This window comes from Haloferax marinum, from assembly GCF_009674625.1.
GTDB classification, from domain to species: Archaea; Halobacteriota; Halobacteria; order Halobacteriales; family Haloferacaceae; genus Haloferax; species Haloferax marinum.
In genome coordinates this window covers 1671942-1691993 of the sequence record NZ_WKJQ01000001.1, presented here as the reverse complement: position 1 = coordinate 1691993, position 20052 = coordinate 1671942, and the positions used below count along the sequence as shown (strand labels likewise).

Annotated in this window: 24 protein-coding genes and 1 tRNA gene; 12 read left to right on the top strand and 13 right to left on the bottom strand. The window is 63.2% G+C overall.

Annotated elements, in window-relative coordinates; all coding sequences use genetic code 11:
- Positions 1-11 precede the first annotated feature (11 nt).
- Positions 12-1295, top strand: coding sequence for a signal recognition particle-docking protein FtsY (gene ftsY, locus GJR99_RS08705; RefSeq protein ID WP_151111233.1), 1284 nt, complete (start codon positions 12-14; stop codon positions 1293-1295).
- 32 nt (positions 1296-1327) lie between these two features.
- On the opposite strand, the gene GJR99_RS08700 is transcribed toward ftsY, so the two are convergent.
- Together GJR99_RS08700 and GJR99_RS08695 are read right to left on the bottom strand one after the other, a co-directional pair.
- Complete coding sequence (locus GJR99_RS08700) at positions 1328-1945, bottom strand: LysE family translocator (RefSeq protein WP_151111231.1); 618 nt, start codon at positions 1943-1945, stop codon at positions 1328-1330.
- 9 nt (positions 1946-1954) lie between these two features.
- The gene (locus GJR99_RS08695; protein ID WP_151111229.1) at positions 1955-2935 is read right to left on the bottom strand and encodes a D-2-hydroxyacid dehydrogenase; all 981 of its coding nucleotides are present in this window, start codon (positions 2933-2935) and stop codon (positions 1955-1957) included.
- A 91-nt stretch (positions 2936-3026) separates the two neighbouring features.
- Here GJR99_RS08695 and GJR99_RS08690 point away from each other — a divergent pair, with 91 nt between their 5' ends.
- The 4 genes from GJR99_RS08690 (at position 3027) to GJR99_RS08675 (ending at position 6772) form a co-directional block, all read left to right on the top strand.
- Positions 3027-4418, top strand: coding sequence for a signal recognition particle protein Srp54 (locus tag GJR99_RS08690; RefSeq protein ID WP_151111227.1), 1392 nt, complete (start codon positions 3027-3029; stop codon positions 4416-4418).
- Positions 4419-4563: 145 nt separating this feature from the next.
- A complete protein-coding gene (locus GJR99_RS08685; RefSeq protein WP_151111225.1) occupies positions 4564-5145 on the top strand; it encodes a magnesium transporter in 582 nt (193 codons plus the stop codon).
- Position 5146: 1 nt separating this feature from the next.
- Positions 5147-5707, top strand: a complete 561-nt coding sequence (locus tag GJR99_RS08680) for a magnesium transporter (protein WP_151111223.1) — start codon at positions 5147-5149, stop codon at positions 5705-5707.
- Positions 5708-5776: 69 nt separating this feature from the next.
- Positions 5777-6772 (top strand): nucleoside recognition protein, encoded by a 996-nt coding sequence (locus GJR99_RS08675; RefSeq protein WP_151111221.1) that lies wholly within the window; start codon positions 5777-5779, stop codon positions 6770-6772.
- 30 nt (positions 6773-6802) lie between these two features.
- Here GJR99_RS08675 and GJR99_RS08670 read toward each other — a convergent pair whose 3' ends face one another.
- Positions 6803-7219 carry an RNA-binding domain-containing protein gene (locus GJR99_RS08670; RefSeq protein ID WP_151111219.1) on the bottom strand — a complete coding sequence of 139 codons (417 nt, stop codon included), beginning with the start codon at positions 7217-7219 and terminating at the stop codon, positions 6803-6805.
- Positions 7216-7785: an AAA family ATPase gene (locus GJR99_RS08665; protein ID WP_151111217.1), complete on the bottom strand. Its 570-nt coding sequence runs from the start codon at positions 7783-7785 to the stop codon at positions 7216-7218. The genes GJR99_RS08670 and GJR99_RS08665 overlap by 4 nt, the downstream gene beginning before the upstream one ends.
- Positions 7786-7868: 83 nt before the next feature.
- Here GJR99_RS08665 and GJR99_RS08660 point away from each other — a divergent pair, with 83 nt between their 5' ends.
- The 3 genes from GJR99_RS08660 (at position 7869) to GJR99_RS08650 (ending at position 8781) form a co-directional block, all read left to right on the top strand.
- Positions 7869-8246, top strand: a complete 378-nt coding sequence (locus GJR99_RS08660; RefSeq protein WP_151111215.1) for a YccF domain-containing protein — start codon at positions 7869-7871, stop codon at positions 8244-8246.
- A 43-nt stretch (positions 8247-8289) separates the two neighbouring features.
- Positions 8290-8363: transfer RNA gene (locus tag GJR99_RS08655), tRNA-Arg, on the top strand.
- A 214-nt stretch (positions 8364-8577) separates the two neighbouring features.
- Entirely contained in the window at positions 8578-8781 is a 204-nt protein-coding gene (locus tag GJR99_RS08650; protein ID WP_151111213.1) for a hypothetical protein, read from the top strand.
- 59 nt (positions 8782-8840) lie between these two features.
- Here the strand turns inward: GJR99_RS08650 and GJR99_RS08645 are convergent, their stop codons facing one another.
- From GJR99_RS08645 to eif1A, 7 genes are all read right to left on the bottom strand, one after another.
- On the bottom strand, positions 8841-9254 hold the full coding sequence (locus GJR99_RS08645) for an ABC transporter ATP-binding protein/permease (RefSeq protein WP_151111211.1): 414 nt from the start codon (positions 9252-9254) through the stop codon (positions 8841-8843).
- Between the two features lie 306 nt (positions 9255-9560).
- The gene (thsA, locus tag GJR99_RS08640) at positions 9561-11210 is read right to left on the bottom strand and encodes a thermosome subunit alpha (RefSeq protein ID WP_151113917.1); all 1650 of its coding nucleotides are present in this window, start codon (positions 11208-11210) and stop codon (positions 9561-9563) included.
- 141 nt (positions 11211-11351) lie between these two features.
- Positions 11352-12086, bottom strand: a complete 735-nt coding sequence (locus GJR99_RS08635) for an NAD(P)H-hydrate epimerase (RefSeq protein ID WP_151111209.1) — start codon at positions 12084-12086, stop codon at positions 11352-11354.
- Between the two features lie 110 nt (positions 12087-12196).
- The gene (locus GJR99_RS08630) at positions 12197-12739 is read right to left on the bottom strand and encodes a KH domain-containing protein (RefSeq protein WP_151111207.1); all 543 of its coding nucleotides are present in this window, start codon (positions 12737-12739) and stop codon (positions 12197-12199) included.
- Positions 12740-12831: 92 nt separating this feature from the next.
- Complete coding sequence (locus GJR99_RS08625; RefSeq protein WP_151111205.1) at positions 12832-13632, bottom strand: CPBP family intramembrane glutamic endopeptidase; 801 nt, start codon at positions 13630-13632, stop codon at positions 12832-12834.
- 3 nt (positions 13633-13635) lie between these two features.
- Positions 13636-14514: a serine/threonine-protein kinase Rio1 gene (rio1, locus tag GJR99_RS08620; protein ID WP_151111203.1), complete on the bottom strand. Its 879-nt coding sequence runs from the start codon at positions 14512-14514 to the stop codon at positions 13636-13638.
- Positions 14515-14604: 90 nt separating this feature from the next.
- Positions 14605-14895: a translation initiation factor eIF-1A gene (eif1A, locus tag GJR99_RS08615; RefSeq protein ID WP_151111201.1), complete on the bottom strand. Its 291-nt coding sequence runs from the start codon at positions 14893-14895 to the stop codon at positions 14605-14607.
- 105 nt (positions 14896-15000) lie between these two features.
- Here eif1A and GJR99_RS08610 point away from each other — a divergent pair, with 105 nt between their 5' ends.
- Complete coding sequence (locus GJR99_RS08610) at positions 15001-15180, top strand: DUF7470 family protein (RefSeq protein ID WP_151111199.1); 180 nt, start codon at positions 15001-15003, stop codon at positions 15178-15180.
- Between the two features lie 19 nt (positions 15181-15199).
- Here GJR99_RS08610 and GJR99_RS08605 read toward each other — a convergent pair whose 3' ends face one another.
- Entirely contained in the window at positions 15200-16180 is a 981-nt protein-coding gene (locus tag GJR99_RS08605; RefSeq protein WP_151111197.1) for a tyrosine--tRNA ligase, read from the bottom strand.
- 90 nt (positions 16181-16270) lie between these two features.
- Here GJR99_RS08605 and GJR99_RS08600 point away from each other — a divergent pair, with 90 nt between their 5' ends.
- Positions 16271-16582: an ATPase gene (locus tag GJR99_RS08600; protein ID WP_151111195.1), complete on the top strand. Its 312-nt coding sequence runs from the start codon at positions 16271-16273 to the stop codon at positions 16580-16582.
- A gap of 9 nt (positions 16583-16591) precedes the next feature.
- Here GJR99_RS08600 and GJR99_RS08595 read toward each other — a convergent pair whose 3' ends face one another.
- Positions 16592-18592 carry a DUF460 domain-containing protein gene (locus GJR99_RS08595; RefSeq protein ID WP_151111193.1) on the bottom strand — a complete coding sequence of 667 codons (2001 nt, stop codon included), beginning with the start codon at positions 18590-18592 and terminating at the stop codon, positions 16592-16594.
- A 140-nt stretch (positions 18593-18732) separates the two neighbouring features.
- Between GJR99_RS08595 and GJR99_RS08590 the strand changes: the two genes are divergently transcribed.
- Positions 18733-19692, top strand: a complete 960-nt coding sequence (locus GJR99_RS08590; RefSeq protein ID WP_151111191.1) for a prohibitin family protein — start codon at positions 18733-18735, stop codon at positions 19690-19692.
- Positions 19692-20036 carry a hypothetical protein gene (locus GJR99_RS08585; RefSeq protein WP_151111189.1) on the top strand — a complete coding sequence of 115 codons (345 nt, stop codon included), beginning with the start codon at positions 19692-19694 and terminating at the stop codon, positions 20034-20036. The genes GJR99_RS08590 and GJR99_RS08585 overlap by 1 nt, the downstream gene beginning before the upstream one ends.
- Positions 20037-20052 lie beyond the last annotated feature (16 nt).

The following is a 20052-nucleotide window of genomic DNA, read 5'->3' as shown; positions in this document are numbered from 1 at the left end:
CCCCTATTCAGATGTTCGACGGACTGAAGAAGAAACTCAACCGCTTCCGGGAAGACGTCGAGGATACCGCCGAAGAGAAAGCCGAAGCGGCCGCTTCGGAGGCCGAGGCTGACGCCGAGGCAGCGGCGGAATCTGACGACGAGACGCCGACAGCACAGGCTGACGCCGCGTCGGCCGACACCGAGACAGTCGATGCGTCGGCCGCAGAGACGCACGACGACGACTCGGACGCGGCTTCCGAACCGGAATCGGCCGCGGCCGAAGAGACGGCGGACGTCGAGGCTGACGCCGACGTCGAGGCCGACACCAACGCAGAGACCGACGAAACGGCGCGCGAATCGCTCGCTTCGGACGCTGCGAAGCAGGCGCTCTCCGAGACGGAAGACAGCGAGTCGTCTTCCAGCGCGAGTCGCCTCAAACGCGCCGCCGCGTTCGCCACCGGGAAGGTCGTCATCGAGGAAGAAGACCTCGAAGACCCCCTGTGGGAACTCGAGATGGCGCTCCTCCAGAGCGACGTGGAGATGCAGGTTGCCGAAGAGATTCTCGAGACGATTCGCGAGAAACTCGTCGGCGAGACGAGAAAGCAGGTCCAGAGTACGGGCCAACTCGTCTCGGAAGCACTCCACGACGCGCTCTACGACGTCATCAGCGTCGGGCAGTTCGACTTCGACCAGCGCATCGCGGAGGCGGACAAACCTGTCACCCTCATCTTCACCGGCATCAACGGTGTCGGGAAGACGACGACCATCGCCAAACTCGCCCGCTACTTCGAAAAAGCGGGCTACTCGACGGTGCTCGCAAACGGTGACACCTACCGTGCCGGCGCGAACGAACAGATTCGCGAACACGCGGAGAACCTCGACAAGAAACTCATCACCCACGAACAGGGTGGTGACCCGGCGGCCGTCATCTACGACGCCGTCGAGTACGCCGACGCACACGACATCGACATCGTCCTCGGCGACACGGCCGGTCGCCTCCACACGTCGAACGACCTGATGGCGCAGTTAGAGAAGATAGACCGCGTCGTCGGCCCGGACCTCACCATCTTCGTGGACGAGGCGGTGGCCGGACAGGACGCGGTCGAACGCGCCCGCAAGTTCAACGACGCGGCGGCCATCGACGGGGCCATCCTCACGAAGGCCGACGCCGACTCCAACGGCGGCGCGGCAATCTCTATCGCCTACGTGACGGGCAAGCCAATCTTGTTCCTCGGCGTGGGCCAGGGATACGACCACATCGAACGGTTCGACCCCGAACAGATGGTCGAGCGCCTCCTCGGCGACGAGGAGTAACGCCCGCGGCCGTCACCGCAGTCCGTCGATTTTTACTCCACCGCGAGTACGACGCCGAGTAGCAGCATCGTCCCCGCGCCGACGTAGTTGAGAATCCGACTGACGCGCGTCTCGGCCAGTGCGTCGCCGAGTCGGTCGGCACCGAGTGCGACACTCGAGAGATATATCGCCGTCAGCACCGCGTAGAGCGCGCCTAAGAACGCCATCCGTTCGCCTGCGCCGGGGCCACCGCCGGCGAATCCGGGGAGGAACGCGAGAAAGAACAGTGCAACTTTCGGGTTCAGCGCGTTGACGAAGACGCCTCGTCGGAAACTCCCCGAGGCGTCTGTTTCGACCGACGGGTCGAACTCGTCGTTGCGAAGGGCCACCACGCCGAGATAGATGAGGTAGGCCGCGCCGACGTACTGGATAGCCACGGCCGCTTCGGGCACCGTTCGGAGGAGTGCGGCGACGCCGAGCGTGGCGAGCATCGTATGAAAGAGGACGCCCGTCGCGATACCGAACGCAGAGCGAACGCCCGCTTCGCGTCCGTCGAGGCCGCGGGCGAGGACGTACATCGTGTCCGGCCCCGGTGTGAGAATGAGGGCGATAGCCGCCCCGGAGAAGGCGAGGACAGTTGTGAGTTGCAGTCCGAACACGAGTCCCGTCATCGACACTCGCTATGCGTCCTCGGATGAAGTACGTGGGGTTTCGGGAAGCACTTGATTGCGGAGCGGCTCGTCACCTGACTCCAACCGCTCGACGTTCTCTGCGACGATGTCCGCCAATCGGGTGAAGTAGTGAGGAGTGTGTCCTGCGACGTGGGGCGTGATGAACACGTTCTCGAAGTCCCACAGCGGGTGGTCGTTCGGGAGCGGTTCGGGCTCGGTCACGTCGAGTGCGGCCGCCCGAACGTACCCGCGCTGGACCGACTTGACGAGTGCGTCGGTGTCGACGACACCACCGCGGGCGACGTTCACGAGGACGGCGTGATTCGGGAGCGAGAAGAACGCCTGTTGGTCTATCAGGTGCCGCGTTTCGTCGGTCAACGGGCACGCGAGAACGAGATGGTCTGTCTCGACGAGGGCGGATTCGACGTCGTCGAACCCGACCACGCGGTCCGTCGGCCCGCCTTTCTCGGGCGTGTGGCGAACACCGACCGTCTCGACACCGAAGGGTTCGAGGCGCTCGACGATTGCCTGCCCGATTGCGCCCAGTCCGACGACGGTGACCGTCGACCCCTCGAGTTCGCCGTAGGCCTGAAACGTCCGCCACTCGCGACGCTCCTGCCGGCGAATCCCTTCGTCGAGACGGCGTGTAATCGTCAGCAACCAGCCGATGACGTGTTCGGCGATGTTTGGGCCGTGAACACCGGACGCGTTCGTGACGGTGACACTACGCTCACGAAGTTCGGCCATCGGCAGGTGGTCGTATCCTGCTGCGGCGCCCGCGAACAGTTGGAGTTCGTCTGCGGCCGCGAGGACGTCTCGCTGGAGGTACGTTCCGGTGATGACGTCGGCGTCACGGGCGGCATCGAGTGTCTCGGCGGTCGTTTTCGGGTGGACGACGGTCGCGTCTGGGAGTCGTTCTCGGAGCGCGTCGACGTACTCCTCGGCGGGGATGTCGTGGGCGGCTTGGTCGAGGACGAGGATTCGTGTCATCGACCTGCCTGTCATTCGCACGGACGATAGATGTTCGGACCCGGACGCGACGGATAAAGCCTTTACCGGCGCGACGGCGTAGGTGGGGTCAATGGTACTCGATAATCTCGGGAGCTCTCTCCGCGGCAGTCTCGACAAGCTGCGGGGCAAGTCCCGCCTCGACGAGGAAGACGTACAGGAGATCGTCAAGGAGATTCAGCGCTCCTTGCTCTCTGCGGACGTCGACGTCAGCCTCGTCATGGACCTCTCTGACTCCATCAAGACCCGGGCACTGGAAGAAGAGCCTCCGGGTGGGACGAACGCTCGCGACCACGTCCTGAAAATCGTCTACGAAGAACTCGTCGGCCTCATCGGTGAATCCACAGAGATTCCGCTCGAGTCACAGACCATCATGCTCGCCGGCCTGCAAGGGTCCGGCAAGACCACCACCTCCGCCAAGATGGCGTGGTGGTTCTCGAAGAAAGGACTTCGGCCGGCGGTCATCCAGACCGACACCTTCCGCCCCGGTGCCTACGACCAGGCCAAGCAGATGTGTGAGCGCGCGGAAGTCGACTTCTACGGCGACCCTGACTGCGACGACCCGGTCCAAATCGCCCGCGAAGGTCTCGAAGCGACCGAAGACGCCGACATCCACATCGTCGACACGGCCGGCCGTCACGCACTCGAAGACGACCTCATCGCCGAAATCGAAGAGATAGAGTCGGTCGTCCAACCCGACTTGAACCTGCTCGTCTTAGACGCGGCAATCGGGCAGGGTGCGAAAGACCAGGCCCAGCAGTTCGACGAATCCATCGGCATCGGTGGCGTCGTCATCACCAAACTCGACGGGACGGCGAAAGGTGGCGGTGCCCTGACCGCCGTCAACGAGACGGACTCGTCTATCGCCTTCCTCGGGATGGGTGAGACCGTCCAAGACATCGAGCGGTTCGAACCCAACGGCTTCATCTCCCGCTTGCTCGGGATGGGCGACCTGAAGCAACTCTCCGAGCGCGTCGAACGCGCCATGTCCGAGACCCAACTCGAAGACGAAGATTGGGACCCCGAGGAGATGATGAAGGGGAACTTCACCCTCAAGGACATGCAAAAGCAGATGGAGGCGATGAACAAGATGGGGCCGCTCGACCAGGTGCTCGACATGATTCCGGGTCTCGGCGGCGGCCTCAAAGATCAACTGCCGGACGACGCGATGGACGTGACCAAAGACCGGATGCGCTCGTTCGAGGTCATCATGGACTCCATGACCGACGACGAACTGGAGAATCCGCGTATCATCGGTGCCTCCCGCGTCAAACGCATCGCCCAGGGGTCGGGGAAGGACGAAGAGACGATTCAGGAACTCCTCGAACAACACCGCATGATGGAACGGACCATCAAACAGTTCCAGGGCATGGGTGACGGCGACATGCAGCGGATGATGAAGAAACTCCAGCAGCAAGGCGGCGGTGGCGGCATGGGCGGTATGGGCGGCATGGGCCCGTTCTAACCCGGTCTCGACGAGTACCGACTCCCGACGAACGTCGACTGCTCTCTTCGTCCGTCTCGGTCTCACCGTGACGGACACGGCGTCCCCGCGTCCGTGGATTCGATAAACCGCCGACTTTTAACGCTCCGGGCCGTCGCACCCGACAATGACGGTGCGCGACGTGGCAGTCGAGGCCTACAGAGAAGCCCTGCCTGCACTCGCCGCGAGTCTCGTCGGTGGCCTCATCGCCGGCGTCGTCCTCGGCGGCATGCGTGCCGAACTCCGTGCCGTCCCCGGACTGCTCGTGTTAGTCCCTGCGTTGTTGGCGACTCGAGGCAACGTCTATGGCTCTCTCGGCGCTCGCATCGCCACCGCACTGCACCAGGGTCTCATCGAACCGCACGTCGTCGGCGGCGACGAACGACTCCGGGCCGCCGCGATAGCCGCCCTCGCCAACGGTGTGTTGACGAGTACCTTCGCGTCTATCGTCGCGTTCTTCCTCCTCACGTTCCTCGGGAGCAGGGTCGCACCGCTTCCGATTCTCGTCGGTATCGCCATCGTCGCGGGCTTACTCTCGGGTATCGTCCTCACCGTCGTCGTCGTCACCGTCGTCTTCGCGGGCTACAGACGCGGTCGGAACCCTGACACCATCGTGGGACCGCTCGTGACGACCACTGGTGACGTCTTCGGCATCCTGTTTTTGCTCATCGCCGTCCGAACGATTCTCGCCATCGCAGGGGTGTTCTGACGTGCCGACAGAGTGGACCGTCCGGGCGATTACACGCGCGATGCTCCCTGTCTTGCTCGTGCTCACGCTCGTCGAGATCGGGAGCGGCCTCATCCTCGGCAGTTTCGAGGCAGAGTTGCTGAGATATCCCTCTCTCCTCGTCCTCGTTCCGGTCACTATCGGAACGGCGGGCAACCTCGGGAGCATCCTCGCGGCGCGTCTCTCGACGTCGTTTCACCTCGGGACGCTCTCGTTCTCGCCGGCGGACGACGAACTCGCTGGCAACGCCATCGCGACGGTAGTGCTCGCGCTGACGGTGTTTCCAATCATCGGCGTCGGAGCCTGGATACTGACGGCGCTCGTCTCGGGGAGTACCGCCTTGTCGCTCGAGAAAGTCGTCCTCATCTCCTCGACCAGTGGCGTCTCGCTCGCCGTGTTGGCCGTCTTCGTGACGTTCACCGCGACCTACATCGCCTACCAGTTCGGTCTCGACCCCGACGACGTGGTCATCCCCGTCGTCACCAACGTCTGCGACGTCCTCGGCGTGGTGGTGTTGTTCGCGGTGTCACAACTACTCATCTGACCACCGGCCGACGGGTCGACGCTGCCTATCGACCGACGCCGATTAGTTCGTGCGTCGCTACCTCCGCCTGTGCAGTCGTCGACGGTCCTCCCAGTTCTGTTCGACGTCCTCCCGCGAGTCGCCCGAATCGCCGCCTACATCGCCGTCGGCGTCTTCGCGGCGAACCTCGTCGTCGCGCTCGGTCTCGTCGAGCGAATCGCCGGCCTCTCGCGCTACTTGACGAGTCCCGCGAACCTCCCCGACGAAGTTGGCACGGCTATCGTGACGACCGCCGCCTCGACGACGGCAGGATACGGGATGCTCGCGGAGTTTCGCGAATCGGGTGTCTTAGACGATAGAGCGACGCTGGTCGCCGTCACCATCAACACGTTCTTCGGGTTCGTCCAGCACATCTTCACGTACTACTGGCCGGTTCTCATCCCCATCCTCGGTCGCGAAGTCGGCTTTCTGTACGTCGGTGCACGCGCCGCAATCGCGCTCGCGATTACGCTCACGGGTGTCGTCGCCGGCGCGGTGTTGCTCTCTGGCCGGACCGCCGCGTCCACTGCAGTCGCAGAGACAGATGGTGCCGGCGACAGTGATATGGACGGCGATGGGGGCGACGGTGAGCGCGACGACCCACTCCGCTCGATGGCCGACGACGCGGCGCGAAAGACGTGGAAGACGCTCCGGCGAATCGTCCCACGACTCGCCATCGTCTACGTACTCGTCACGCTCCTGTTGCAGACGACAGACCTCGAAGCGTTCACGGACCTCGCCAGTCCGCTGACGAGCCTCGTCGGCCTCCCCGGTGCAGCAGTTCCCGTCGTCATCGCCTTCACGTTCGACACGACGACCGGTGCGGCGACCATCGCGCCCGCTATCGGGGAGACGTTCACGCCGCGTCAAGCGGTTGCGACGATGCTCATCGGGGGCATCGTCTCCTTTACCGTCTCGACGTTCAAGCGCTCGATTCCCTTCCAGTACGGTATCTGGGGCCCGGAGTTCGGGTCGAAGGTCATCGTCGTCAACACGGGACTGAAAATCGTCTTCCTCGGCATCGCAGTGGCGCTGTTGGTCGCCTGAACGACACCGCCAGCGGCCCTCTCTTCTCCGTCAGCGGTCCTGCGGGTCGATTGGTCTCCCGTCTTCGGTCGGTGGGGCGACGTAGTCGATGAGTTCTTCGACGGAAGGGTCGCGGACGGTCACGTGAACTTCGATGTCGCCGAGTTCGTCGGGGTTGCCGACGGCGAAGTTGACGACACCCTTGAAGGCGGCCTGTTTCTTCAGGGCGAACGAGAATCCCTCGTCGTCGCGGCGTTTGTCGAACTCCCGTCGGGCGGTGTCGAGGATGGCCTGTTCGTGGAGCCGCTCCGAAAACCGCTCTAACTCGTGGGTCTCTGCGACGAGTTTTCCGGGTTCGTGCGTGAGTTCGACACCGGGGAAGAGATTCTCGACGGCGTCTGCCACGCGGTCTGTCACTTCGGTGTCGCGCACCGGAACCTCGATTCGAACGTCTGCGCTGTATATCATTCTGTCACCTCGGCGACGGCCTCCGGGCCGTCTTCGAACAGCAGCGTGATTTTCTCGTGGTACGCTTCGAGCGTGCCGGTGTTCTCGATGACCACGTCCGCACGGTCCATCGCCTCGCCCATCCCGAAGTCGAGTTCTCGCTCTTCGCGCTTCTTCAACGACTCGACGTCCGTGTCGCTGTCGTCTCGTCCACGGTCGCCGAGTCGGTCCGCCCGCAGCTCGAACGGTGCTTCGACGCTCACGAGGACGAAGTCGTCACCGAACGCCTCTGTGAACCGGTCGAGTTCGACGCCCGAGCGAAGGCCGTCGACGACGACCACGTCGTTCGATTCGAGGTAGTCTTCGATGACGGGCAGTGAACGCGCTGCGATGGCGTCGTCGCCTTCCTCTTCACGGAGCGCCTTCGCTATCTTTCCGTGGTCCGTCGCCGGGTCGAGCCCCCGGTTGCGACACTCCTCGCGTATGATATCCCCCATCGTCACGACGGGGATGCCCGCTTCCTGGGCAACCTCGGCGAGTTCGCCCTTTCCGCTGCCGGGTAGCCCGACTGTCCCGATGACTCTCATAGCCGGTGTTACCTCGTTCGCGCTGTTAAACCCTCCCTTCACCACCCACGCTTCTTTTCGTCTCCCGTCGCATACTGTCAGCCATGAAACAACGGTCGTTCCTCGTCAGGGCCATCTGGTTCCTGTTCGTCGGCTGGTGGGCCACGCCCGCCGTCGTCAACCTGGCGTGGTTTCTCAACCTGACTATCATCGGTATTCCGCTCGGTATCAAACTCATCAACCTCGTGCCGACGGTGCTCACGCTGAAGGAACCTCGCTCGCTCGCCAATCCGGAGGCGGCGTTCGGACAGCGCTCGCTTCTCGTCCGCGGAGTCTACTTCGTCTTCGTCGGGTGGTGGCTGAGTTGGATTTGGGCGAACGTGGCGGCGTTCTTCGCAGTCACGATTATCGGTTTGCCCGTCGCGCTGTGGATGTTCAATCGGCTTCCGGTGGTCACGTCGCTCTACCGGTTCGACGGATAGAAGCCGATTCGTTTTTCATTTGGCACCTGTTTTTGGGATACGAGGGCGCGTAGCTCAGTTGGACAGAGCGTCGGACTTCTAATCCGACGGCCGCGGGTTCGAATCCCGTCGCGCTCGCTCGGCCGGAGGCCTCGCTCGCGCGACTGACTCCCGTTCACTTCGTTCACGAGAGTCCCGTCGCGCTCTGTTGTTGTGTACCGTGGAACCGCTGAGCGATTGCTGGATTCTGTCGCGCTCTTTTGCGGTTTGGTGGTGGCTTTGGAGTGACGACCACACAGGTGGCTCGTCGCTGTGACCAACACTCAATACCTGACGGCTTGTTGTCCTGTCTATGGTCTTCGCTTCCGACCGGTCCCTGTTCGAACTGTTCGACCGGACACTCGACGACGCCGTCGTCTACGGTGACGCAGAGATGGAGACGGTGCTCCACGAAGGACCAGTACGAGTGCTTCCCAACGGCTGGGTCGAAGTCCCGAGTGGGCGGCTTATCTCACCCAGCGCAGTCCACCACATCGACACGCAACCAGAGAGGTAACTCCCCGAACATGGGTGTCGGTGAGGAAAAAATACCGAGAAGGTTCGGGAGGGTGTTCGTCACTCGTCGGCCACGTCTTTTCCGGGGTCGGAGAAGTTCGCGCCGATTTCGTCGCCGTACCACTGGGCGTAGACTCCAGGTATCGCGAGGAGGTCTGTTGGGCGCCCGTCTTCGACGACGACACCCCCGTCGGTGACGAGGACGTGGTCGGCGTCGCGGACGGCCGCAGCACTGTCGGTGGCGACGACGAGGGGTGCGTCCGATTGGCGCATCGCCGCGAGTGTCGCACGGAGGCGCGACGGCGACGCGCTGTGAGGCACGCGTACGAGCGGGGCAAATCCGGGTATGAGAGTGACGGCAATCGACGCCGCCTCGGAGACGTGAGGGCCGACGACGGCGAGAAACGGCGGTCGTCTCGCTGGGCCGATGGCGTCCGAGATGGTGTCAGACTCCGTGGTCCCGGTGGAGGTCATACACCCTGTTAATCGTTACCACGGTCTAAAGGTATGCTGAGCCCCACCGACATTTCGCACATCATAACCGATATTTTAGGTGTCTTTGTCAACTTTCACTGCTTCAGTCCAAAAAATCAGAACTTTCCGAACAGAGAACTGTGGTGGTGCGTCCAGGGAACACGATTAACGTCATACCAACCGTCGTTCTCGCGGCGTGGGCGCCGCTGTCGGAGTCGAGTGAAGAAAAAACGGTGCAAAACGGGCCGACGTTTCGAGTCGATGCGTGAGTCAGGTGGTGGGTGTATGTGTCCTACTGGGGGACGCTCACATTGCGCCGCCCATGCCGCCCATACCGCCCATGCCGCCCATGCCACCCATGCCGCCGGGTGCGCCGCCTTCGTCGTCGTCGTCGCCGGTCTGGCCACCGGAGAGGTCGCCAGCAGCGATGACGTCGTCGATGCGGAGAATCATGACGGCGGCTTCGGTCGCGGACTCGATAGCCTGCGTCTTGACACGGAGGGGTTCGACGACACCCTCTGCTTCCATGTCGATGATGTCGCCAGTGTAGGCGTCGAGGCCAGCGGCGAACTCGCCAGCGTCGTGGCGGGAGCGCAGGTCGACCAGCGAGTCGATGGGGTCGAGACCGGCGTTCTCGGCCAGCGTGCGCGGGATGATGTCGAGGGCTTCGGCGAACGCTTCGATAGCGAGCTGTTCGCGGCCACCGACGGAGTCAGCGAATTCGCGCAGGACGAGCGAGAGCTCCGTCTCGGGAGCGCCGCCGCCGGGCAGGACCTTGCCGTCTTCGAGCGTCGTGCGGACGACGCCGAGGGAGTCGTCGATAGCGCGCTCGAGTTCGTCGACGACGTGCTCGGTGCCACCGCGGAGGATGAGCGTGACGGACTTGGCGTCTTCGACGTCTTCGACGAAGATGCGCTCGTCGCCACCGACGTCCTTCTGGGCGACGGAACCGGCGAAGCCGAGGTCGTCTTCCTCGATGTCGTCGAGGTTGCTGACGACGCGGCCGCCCGTCGCACGGGCGAGACGCTTGAGGTCGGAGGACTTGGCACGGCGGACCGCGAGGATGCCTTCCTTCGCGAGGTAGTGCTGTGCCATGTCGTCGATACCGTCACCGACGAAGACGGCGTCGGCGCCGACGTCGACGAGCTTGTCGACCATCTCCTTCAGCTGTTTTTCTTCCTGGTCGAGGAACTGCTGAAGCTGGTCTGGGTCCGTGACGTTGACTTCGGCGTCGATTTCCGTCTCGCGGACTTCGAGCGCGTCGTCGAGGATGGCGACGTTGGCGTCCTCGACGGCGTAGGGCATGTTCTCGTCGACGCGCGTCTTGTCGACGATGACGCCTTCGACGAGTTCGGAGTTGCCGATGGAACCGCCGACGACCTTCTCCACGGAGACGTTGTCCGTGTCGATGCCGTCGTCGTCCTTGACTGCGAGGACGGCGTCGACGACGAGTTCGGCGAGCAGGTCCTTCGCGGACTCTGCGCCCTTGCCCGTCATCGCCGTGGCGGCGATTTTCGTCAGGGTCTCGCGGTCGTCTTCGGTGACCTCGATGGCGTTCGACTCGAGGACTTCCTTGGCCTTCTCGGCGGCCTGACGGTACCCCTGTGCGATGGTCGTCGCGTGGACGTCGGATTCGAGGAGTTCCTCGGCCTGGTCGAGAAGTTCGCCCGCGATGATGACGGCCGTCGTCGTACCGTCTCCGACTTCGTCTTCCTGCGTCTCGGAGACTTCGACGATCATGTTGGCCGCGGGGTGGTCGATGTCCATCTCTTTGAGGATGGTGACGCCGTCGTTCGTGACGACGACCTGCCCGCCGGAGTCGACGAGCATCTTGTCCATCCCCTTGGGGCCGAGCGTCGTGCGTACGGCCTCTGCGACGGCCTTTCCGGCCGTGATGTTCATCGACTGCGCATCCTGACCGGATGTGCGCTGCGAGTCCTCACCCAGAATGATCATGGGCTGACCCTGCTGCATTCGCTGGCTCATAGTCATCGCCTGATTGTTTGTGATTCTATAAAAGAATTGTGGTTAGTGGTATGTCAAAACGCAACACGGTGGTGCAGTCGAACCCCGGAGACAGCTGTCGATTACGAGGGTTTATGTACGATTCCGAAGCCAGACTCGGCGTGCACCGGCGAAGGGGTCGGTGTAGTCGATGCCGAGTGTGTCGTAGACGCCTCGTGGGATGCCGATGTCGGCGAGGAGGAGGTCACCGACCGCCGCTTCGGCGAGTCCCGTCTTCGGAAGCGCCAGTGTGAGCGACACGTCGGGGTCGACTGCGACGCCGGGCGCGTCGCCAGTCGTGGCATCGACGCCGGATGGAACGTCGAGCGAGACGACGTGGGCGGCGTCGGCCGTCGCCTCGACGAGCGTCGCTGCCGTCCCACGGAGCGCTCCCGAGAGTCCGTATCCGACGAGTGCATCCACGACGACTGCGGCGTCGCGGAGGTGTTCGCCGGCGTTCCCGACGTCCGATTCCGACACGATGGTCGCGTCCGTCGCTGCGAGGACGCGACGCTGTCGAGCGGCAGCACCGGTCAACTCGTCGGCGTCTCGGTCGAGGACGAGGGTCACGTCTGCACCTCCGTTTGCGAGGTGCCGAGCGGCACAGATTCCACCACCACCGTTTCCACCGTCGCCAGCGAGGACGACGATTCGGCCACCGTCTGCGACTTCTCGGGCGACTTCGGCGAGGTTGCGTCCAGCGTGTTCCATCATCTGGAGGAGTGCCAGTCCAATCTCGTCTACGGCGACGCGGTCCACCTCGCGCATCTGCTCGGCAGTGACGGCGGGAACGGCCACCCCTGCAGTCGTCTCGAACTGTGGTGTCACGGGTTGCTCTACGGAGTCCGACGAAAAGACGATGTGGTGAGTGAGGGCCGCAACGCGGGCCTCGTCGGTGACGTGCCGAGTCGGCCGTCTGGCCGTTCGGCGGTGGCGTCTCAGTTGTTCTGTCTGACGTTGAAACCGCTCGTCAGGTCGTTGTGCTTGCGCTCGAGGAACGAGTAGACTGCGCCGTGGGGGGCACCGTCGAGAATCATCTCGACGGCGCGGCGGACGACTTCGACTTCCTCGGGTTGGCCGATGATGCCGAGCGTCGAGCCGTAGATAACCACGTCTGCGCCGGTCAACTCTTCCATGAGTTCGCGCGTGCGGCCGTTCTCGCCGATGAGTCGGCCTTTCTTGCGCCGCATGTCGTTCTTGTTTCGGGTGTGACGGTCGATTTCGATGAGTTCGAACATCATCATCTCGTCGTCGAGGAGCGCCATCGCGTCCTCGGGGGCGAAGCCACGGCCGACGGCGCGAACGACGTCGGGGGCGACCATGCCGAGTACGGGGTCACCCACGCTGTCGATTGCGACGCTGCCGTTTTCAGAGTCGACGTCGAGTCGAACTTCTGCCCGACTCTCGATTTCTCGAAGCGTCGAGCCACCTTCACCGATGAGAACACCGATACGGTCCTGCGGCACCTTGACGTGCTGCATAGGGGTGGATACCCGGTGGAGCGGTTTAAGCGTTCGCTCACCGGGTCGCCGCGTGTTTCACTCGCACACGCGCCGTTTTCGGGTCGCGCTGTTCACGCCGCGGGCGTCGTCGAATCGGACAGACGGGTGCTGGCGAGGTGAACGACGAGAACCCCGGCGGCGACGACGGCGAATCCGACGACGACTGCCGGGCGATAGAAGGCCGCGAGGAATCCGTACGTCCCGAGTGCCGTGTTGACGGTCGCGTGTCCGAACACCGCCGGCAGGAGACTCCAGTCGGCCCGCTCGGTGACGACACCGAACAACACCGACCAGGAGATGGTCAGTGCGATGAACGCGAGTGGGTCGGTTCCGCCGACGACGAATCCCTGCCCAGGCAGGAAGAACAGCGGTGCGTGCCACAGTCCCCAGCCGAGTCCGACGATGATTCCGGCGACTCCCGGCCCAACTCGTTCGCGGAGGAGTGGATGCGCGAATCCACGCCACCCGGCCTCCTCTGCGAGTGGGCCGCCGAGGAAGACGTTGACGAGGATGACGACCGGAAGGAAGAGAAGTGGTGGGGACTGTCCCGGCAAACCCGGTGGCACGCCGCCGAGCGACGTAACCCAGACGGCGGCGACAGTCGTGGCGAGTACGGAGACGACGACACCGACTGCGGGCAACAGCCCGGTTCGCCACGCGAGATACTTCGAGAGAAGTGCACGGACACCGTCGCGACCCGAGGCACGCCACGTCAACACGACTGCGGCGACCGTCGGTCCCCACGCTCCGGCGAGGATGGCGACGATGTCGACCGAGTCGGGGAGGACACTCGTGAGAAGCCAGAACGGCCACGCCCAGAGGGCAGCGAGGCCGATAAACGAGAGAAATCGGCCGACGACACGCCTCGTCATGGATTACTCCGCGTCTTCTTCGTCTTCTTCTTCCGCTTCGTCGGCCGTGACGAACTCGAACAGTGAGTCGGCGTCGGCGTCGGCACCCTGTCGCTGGAAGAACTTGGCGACGTTGTGACAGTCACGTCGGAGGAACTCCTCGGCGTTCGGATGGTGAATCGTCACGGCCTGCCCGAGGTCGATGACGACGAGTTCGCCTTCGTGGATGATGAGGTTGTACTCCGAGAGGTCACCGTGGACGAGTCCGGCACGGTGCAGGCGGCGCATGTACTCGCGGACGACTTCGAAGGCAGTCTGTGGGTTCTCGACGTTGACTTCGGAGAGACGGCGTGCTCGGTCGTCTGCGACGCCGACGAGTTCCATCACGAGGACGTTCCGCTGGACCGAGATTGGTTTCGGGACGCGGACGCCGGCGCGTTCGGCGCGTTCGAGGTTGGCGAACTCCTTTCGGACCCACGCACGGACGACCTGGCCTTTGTCGTGGCCGATGCCCTCGAATCGGGGGTCGCCTTCGAGATAGTCGCGCATGTGGCGGAAGTCAGAGGCGTTGATGCGATAGATTTTGACGGCGACTTCCGTCTCGTCGGGACCGAGCGCCTCGTAGACGTTGGCTTCTTTCCCCGTCGAGATAGGCCCGCCGAAGGCGTCGATGTGGCCGTCTTGGACGAGTTTGTAGATTGCGGCGAAGGTGGCATCGTCGAACACCGACTGCTCGACTTTGAACTGGTCGGCGTCTTTCATCCGAATCCTGAACTCGTCGAAGTCGCGGTCACGCCGTTTGGCGATGCGGTCTGCCTCGTCGTCAGAGAGGTCTATCTCTTCCCACTCGTCGCCAAACGCCTCGCCCTCTTGGGGTTCGACCAAGCCGAACTCGTCACTCATTGAACTAGGCCTACGAGAGGCGAGATGAAAAGGCCACAGGCTCTGTCGTCGTCTCGGTAGCCAGCCAGAACGGTCCCCACGCGAACCGGCTTACTGGATGTGCCCTTCGCGGCGGAGTTGGTCGGCTTCGGACTTCTCGTAGCGCCACGACACGTCTGCCTTCTCGTCTTGCCAATCCCACGGTTCGACGAGGACTACGTCGTCTTCTCGAATCCAGATACGCTTCTGCATTCGGCCAGGGATGCGAGCGGTCCGCTCGACGCCGTCGGCACAGCGGACACGGATACGATTTGCACCGAGCATGTTCGTCACGACGGCGAACACTTCGTCGTCGTTCGGCATTCTCAGGTCTCGGCGGCGCTCGTTCTCGTCGTCGCTCATGCGCGACGCTTCTACGTCGTCATGTTTAAACCCGCCGACGTTACTTCGCGCGGGACTGTCAGGGCGAACGACGCGTTTAGGGGCTTCCCGTTCCGCCGTGAGGGTATGCTCGATAAACTCGGTACGAAAGGCATCGTCGGCGTCGTCTGTCTCCTCGCTGGCATCACCCTCGTCGCAGTCCAAGCACCCATCGTCGCGGCCGGCATCGCGCTCGTCGTCGCGGGGATGGGACTCGTCGCTGGTGGGCTCGCAGAGAACGTGATGAAGATGTTCGGAATGGCCTGAGTTCGGCTCTGACGGCCGATTAGGCGTCTATCTTCTTGCGACCCGGTGCGATGAGTTCGTCGAGGTAGCCAGCGAGTGCGCCCTTGGCGTCGGCCGGGTGGAGTTCGCCCGACTCGAGGTCCGCTTCCAGCGACTCGTAGTCGTCGTAATCGAGGTTGCCACCGTACTTGTCGGGGCGTTCGACCACGACGCGTTCGAAGCGCGGGAAGACGTGGTACTCGAAGATTTGGAGCACGGGGTTCTCGCGTTCTTCGCCGTCTTCCGTCGGGTTGGCCGTCGGCGGGCAGAACGCGCTGTTGACTTTCTCTTCGATGTCTTCGGTCGAGTCTTCCATCGAGATGGTGACGCCCTTCGACGAGGACATCTTGCCTGCACCTGTCGCGAGGTCCGCGATGAGCGGGGTGTGCATACACGTCGGCGACTCCTCGCCGATGTTCGGTAGGGTGTCGCGGGCGAGCATGTGCACCTTCCGCTGTTCCATCCCACCGATGGCGAGGTCGACGTCGAGGTAGACGATGTCGAGCGCCTGCATGATGGGGTAGACTGCCTGTGCAACCGTCACGCTGTCACCGCTCTTTATCTCGGCCATGGCGCGTTCGGCCCGCGAGAGCGTCGTCTCGAGTTCGAGTGCGTGTAGGTCGAGGACGTAGCTCTCGTCGAGTTGGAACTCCGACCCGAGGACGAACTCGGTCTGACTCTCGTCTAAGCCGTAGGCGATGAACTGTTCTTTCATCCGCTCGGCCGTCTCGCGAATCTCCTCGAAAGTGCCCTTGCCGTTGAGGTAGGCGTGTACGTCGGCCAGCAGCACGACTACCTCGAAGCCCGCGTCTTGGAGGTCGATGAGCTTGTTGGCGGTGAGCATGTGACCGATGTGGAGGACACCAGAAGGCTCGTAGCCCACGTACGCTCGCTTGCCCTCGGGGTCGTCGGCCAGCGCGCGCACTTCGTCCTCCGTGACCACTTCGGAGGCGTTCCGAGTGATCAGGTCGTATGCGTCCATACGTGTTCGGTGTCGGGGATGTGGGATATGACTTCTGGAACGCCGCTCGCTGGCGAAACCGACAACACCTCCCGGTTCTAACTCCGGGTGATGTCCGACCAAGGTACTCGAACGCGCGCGCCGGTTGTCATCTTCGCCGCGCTCATGCTCACTGTCTTCGGCCTCTTGGCAGTCATGTGGGCGTCGGTGCGCGGTGGTGACCTCCTCCCGTACATCCTCGGGTTCGCCGTCTACTTCCTCGTCTTTCACATCTACCTGCCCTATCGAGTTCACAAGGACGCGACGTTCAAAGGGCGGAACGCGACGTTCTGGGCGGCGCTCGCCTTTTTCGTCCCGCTCGTTGGAGCGGCGATTTATTTCGTCGTCGGTGGGTTGACGGGTGGCGACGACGTGGCGAGCTAAGAATGGAATCTACTGTCGTCTGTTCTCGGCCCGATGCTCCGAGATAATCTGGTCGACCATCGACTTCTGTTTCTCCTTGCGGCGTTCTTCGGCGCGTTCTTCCCACGCATCGATTGCAGCAGCAATCTCATCTTTGCGGGCGACGGCGAGTTCGTCTATCTCTTGGATGGTCACGTCGTCGGCGGGTGCGACCGGCACTTCGGCCTCGAAGAGCACTTCGTCTGCGACTTCCGAGAGATTGCCAGACCGAATGACTGCTCGTGGGTCGAACGCGGCGAGTCGTTCTGCCGTCGTTCGCCCCGCCCCACTCGCGTCACGGAGGTAGACCACGTCGCCGGCAGCGATGCCGTACTCTTCGACGGTGTGGTCGAGCGCACCGTTCGTGAACTGCTCGACGATTTTCACGGGTGCGAGGTTGCCCTCGGTGTTCACGTCGTCGAAGTTCGAGTGGTCGAGTTTCCACAGCGACTTGAGGCGGTCGAGTTTCTCTGCGAGTTCGTCTTTCTCGGCTTCGAGTGACTCGACCGTCCGCTCTAATCGCCCGTTTTCGCGTTCGAGGCGGTTGACCTCCCGGCGCTCGCGTGCCTCACGACGCTCTTCGCGACGGGCGTCAGAGAGTTCTTTCTTGTACTCCTCGATGGTCTCGTTCTTCTCGTCGAGCGTCTCGTTGAGGTCTTCGACGTGAGATTCCAGTCGCTCGACGCGTGACTTCAGGTTGCGAATCTGTCGCTGTTCGGGGGAGAGTTCCGGTTGTTCCTGTTGCTCACGCTCGGTGTCGTCGCCACCGCTCGCGTCGTCGTCGTTCATCTCACGGAGGACGGCCTCCACGGACTCCTCGCTCGTGAGGACGCGTGCGATGACTTCCTCGCGGTCCACGTCGGCGGGGACTTTCCGCGAGATGCGTTCGAACTGGTCTTCGTGGTCGTCGAACGCAAATAGCGCGGCGGCGAGTGCGTCGCGCTCGTGGTCGTTCTCGTAGTTCACGTCGCGGGTGCGGTGGAGCTTTTCGTCGACCGGGATGTCGCTCGGCGGTGCCCACCCGGCGGCGTCGAAACTCCGGCGGAACTTCTCGACGGTCTCGGGCATGGGGTTCACGTCGGCGGCGACGAGCGTCGGTCGGCCGCGCTCGATGAGCCATTCGATAATCGTCGGGGTGTCGGCGGTTCGAGTGGAGTGGATATCGAGGACGCGGCCGTCCAGTCCCACGACTGCGACGGCGGTGGTCGTTCCGGGGTCGATGCCGACGATGACTCGGTCGCGACGCTTGACGAGCGGTTCGAACTCGACGCCATCGCGGCGCTCCCGCTCGATTTCGATGCGGGTGTCGCCCGAGCGGTGGGTCGAGACGGGGATGTCCTGTGGTCGGCCTTCGACGGTGAACAGCGCCTGCGAGTAGCCACCGTACTTTTCGGTCACGTCGCGCTCGAATTCGAGATTCGCCTCTTTGAGCGCAGACTCGACCTCGCGGGACTGCTGTTTCACAGAGCCGTGGATGCGCCGCGTGTAGCGGTCTTGGCTCCATCCGCCTTTGCCAGTCGAGCGCCCGCGAGAGACTTTGACCGTGGTCGTGTTCTCGAAGGCGACGACCTCGTAGCCGACGTTCGCGAGGGCGAGTCTGGCGGCCGCCTCCGCTTCTTTCATCGGGTCTTTCCCGTAGGGGACGCCGTGTCGCGACGCGACTCGAGAGAGGGGTTCGGGACGTTCGGCCCCCGTGACCTGTACCAGTCGGGTCCCGTGGGGAAGCCATCGAAGGAAACGAACTAAGTCGTCTTTGTCAGTCGCGAGTTCGTACATGTTGTCCGTCGCGACGATTGCAGGTTCGTCGCGCTCGATGAGGCGACGTAACTTGCGGAAGGAGACGACGTCTCGTTCGATTCGGACCTCGTCTGACGCGGTGTCTCGGGTGTCGACGACGACCAGTGCGTACGACGGGGCGTCGCCCCGCACGTCGCCGCTCTGGATGTCGACGCCGAAGACGACCGAGTCGAGCGCGCTCGTCCGGTCGTTCACGCCGGCGACTAGGGACGCACCGAATATATACTCCACGCCGAGGGGTGTCAGTTCGCGGGTGTCCAGAGTGTGACTCACCCGACGAGTTGTGACCGACCGTGACACACAACAAACAAATCAGTATGGTGTGACTTCTGGTCGTGAGCGCTGATATTCCCGACCCACCGTCTGTGACCCCTCGGTCACTGACGCGAATCGTCCTCGTTGCAGGTATTGCTCTCCTCCTCGTCGCTGCACCCATCGCAGGTCTCCTCGCGTGGGAACCCGTCGAAGAAGGGAACGTGAAAGTGGTCAAGAAGTGGGGTGCGACGACCGGCACGGTGTTCGACCCCGGTGCGCACTTCATCAACCCCGTCTCGCAGTCGACCGTCTCCCTCTCGGTTCGCCCCCAGTCGTACACGATGTCGTCGGCGTCGAGCGAGGGCCAACGACAGGGTGACGACGCCATCACTGTCCTCACACAAGATGGTCTCCGAACCGACATCGACGTGACCGTCCGCTACCGCGTCGATGCCGCGCAGGCAGTCAAATTCTACCAGAACTACCGGACGGTCGGCGCTGCCGAAGAACGTCTCATCCGGCCTTCGATTCGCTCTGTCCTTCGGACCGAGGCCGGTCGCCTTCCCGTCACGGTCATCTACACCGGTGAAGGCCAGACCCAGCTGAAGGCCGCCGCCGAGCGAGAACTCGGCGCGGAGTTCGCAGAGGCCGGTCTCATCCTCGAAGCCGTCCAGATTCGCAACGTCGAACTTCCGAACGAGTACGCACAGGCAGTCGAACAGAAGGAGATTACCGAGCAACGTCGGCAACAGAAACAAGACGAACTCGCCGTCGAAGAACTCGAAGCAGAGCGCAAGCGAATCGAAGCACAGGGTGAAGCAGACGCAAACCGTATCGTCTCGGAGTCACTCTCCGACGAGGTGCTCGCCCAGAAGTACATCGAGAAGCTAGACGAGACAGATACGGTGTACATCCCAGTCGGTGGAGACGGCTATCCGCAGTTCGTGCGCTCGCTCGATAGCGACGAGTCGAGTTCGTCTTCGTCGTCTTCGTCGTCTTCGTCGTCGAGTGACTCCCAAAACTCCACCAGTTCGACCTGATGCGACTCAGTCGCGAACTCGTCGTCGTCGCCGTTCTCCTGGTCGTCATCGGCGCACTCGCACGGACGAGTGCTGGGCGATTCGTCCTCCCACTCGTCGCGCTCGGCGTCGCCGCCAGTCTCGGCTATCTCTTACTCAAAACACCGGCGTATCCACGGACGGCAATCGGACCGCGAACGCGGATACTCGAATCGTCGCCGTCGGACGGTGCTGCGACCTGTGTCGAATGCACCGCACCCGCGACGACGGTCCGCCACTACGTCCGCGAGTGGGTCGTCGTCGGGGTTCCCGTCGTGCTTCTCGACGACGGCCGAAACCCGGTCTGTGACGACCACCGGAACTGAGGTTCCGCCGGTTCTG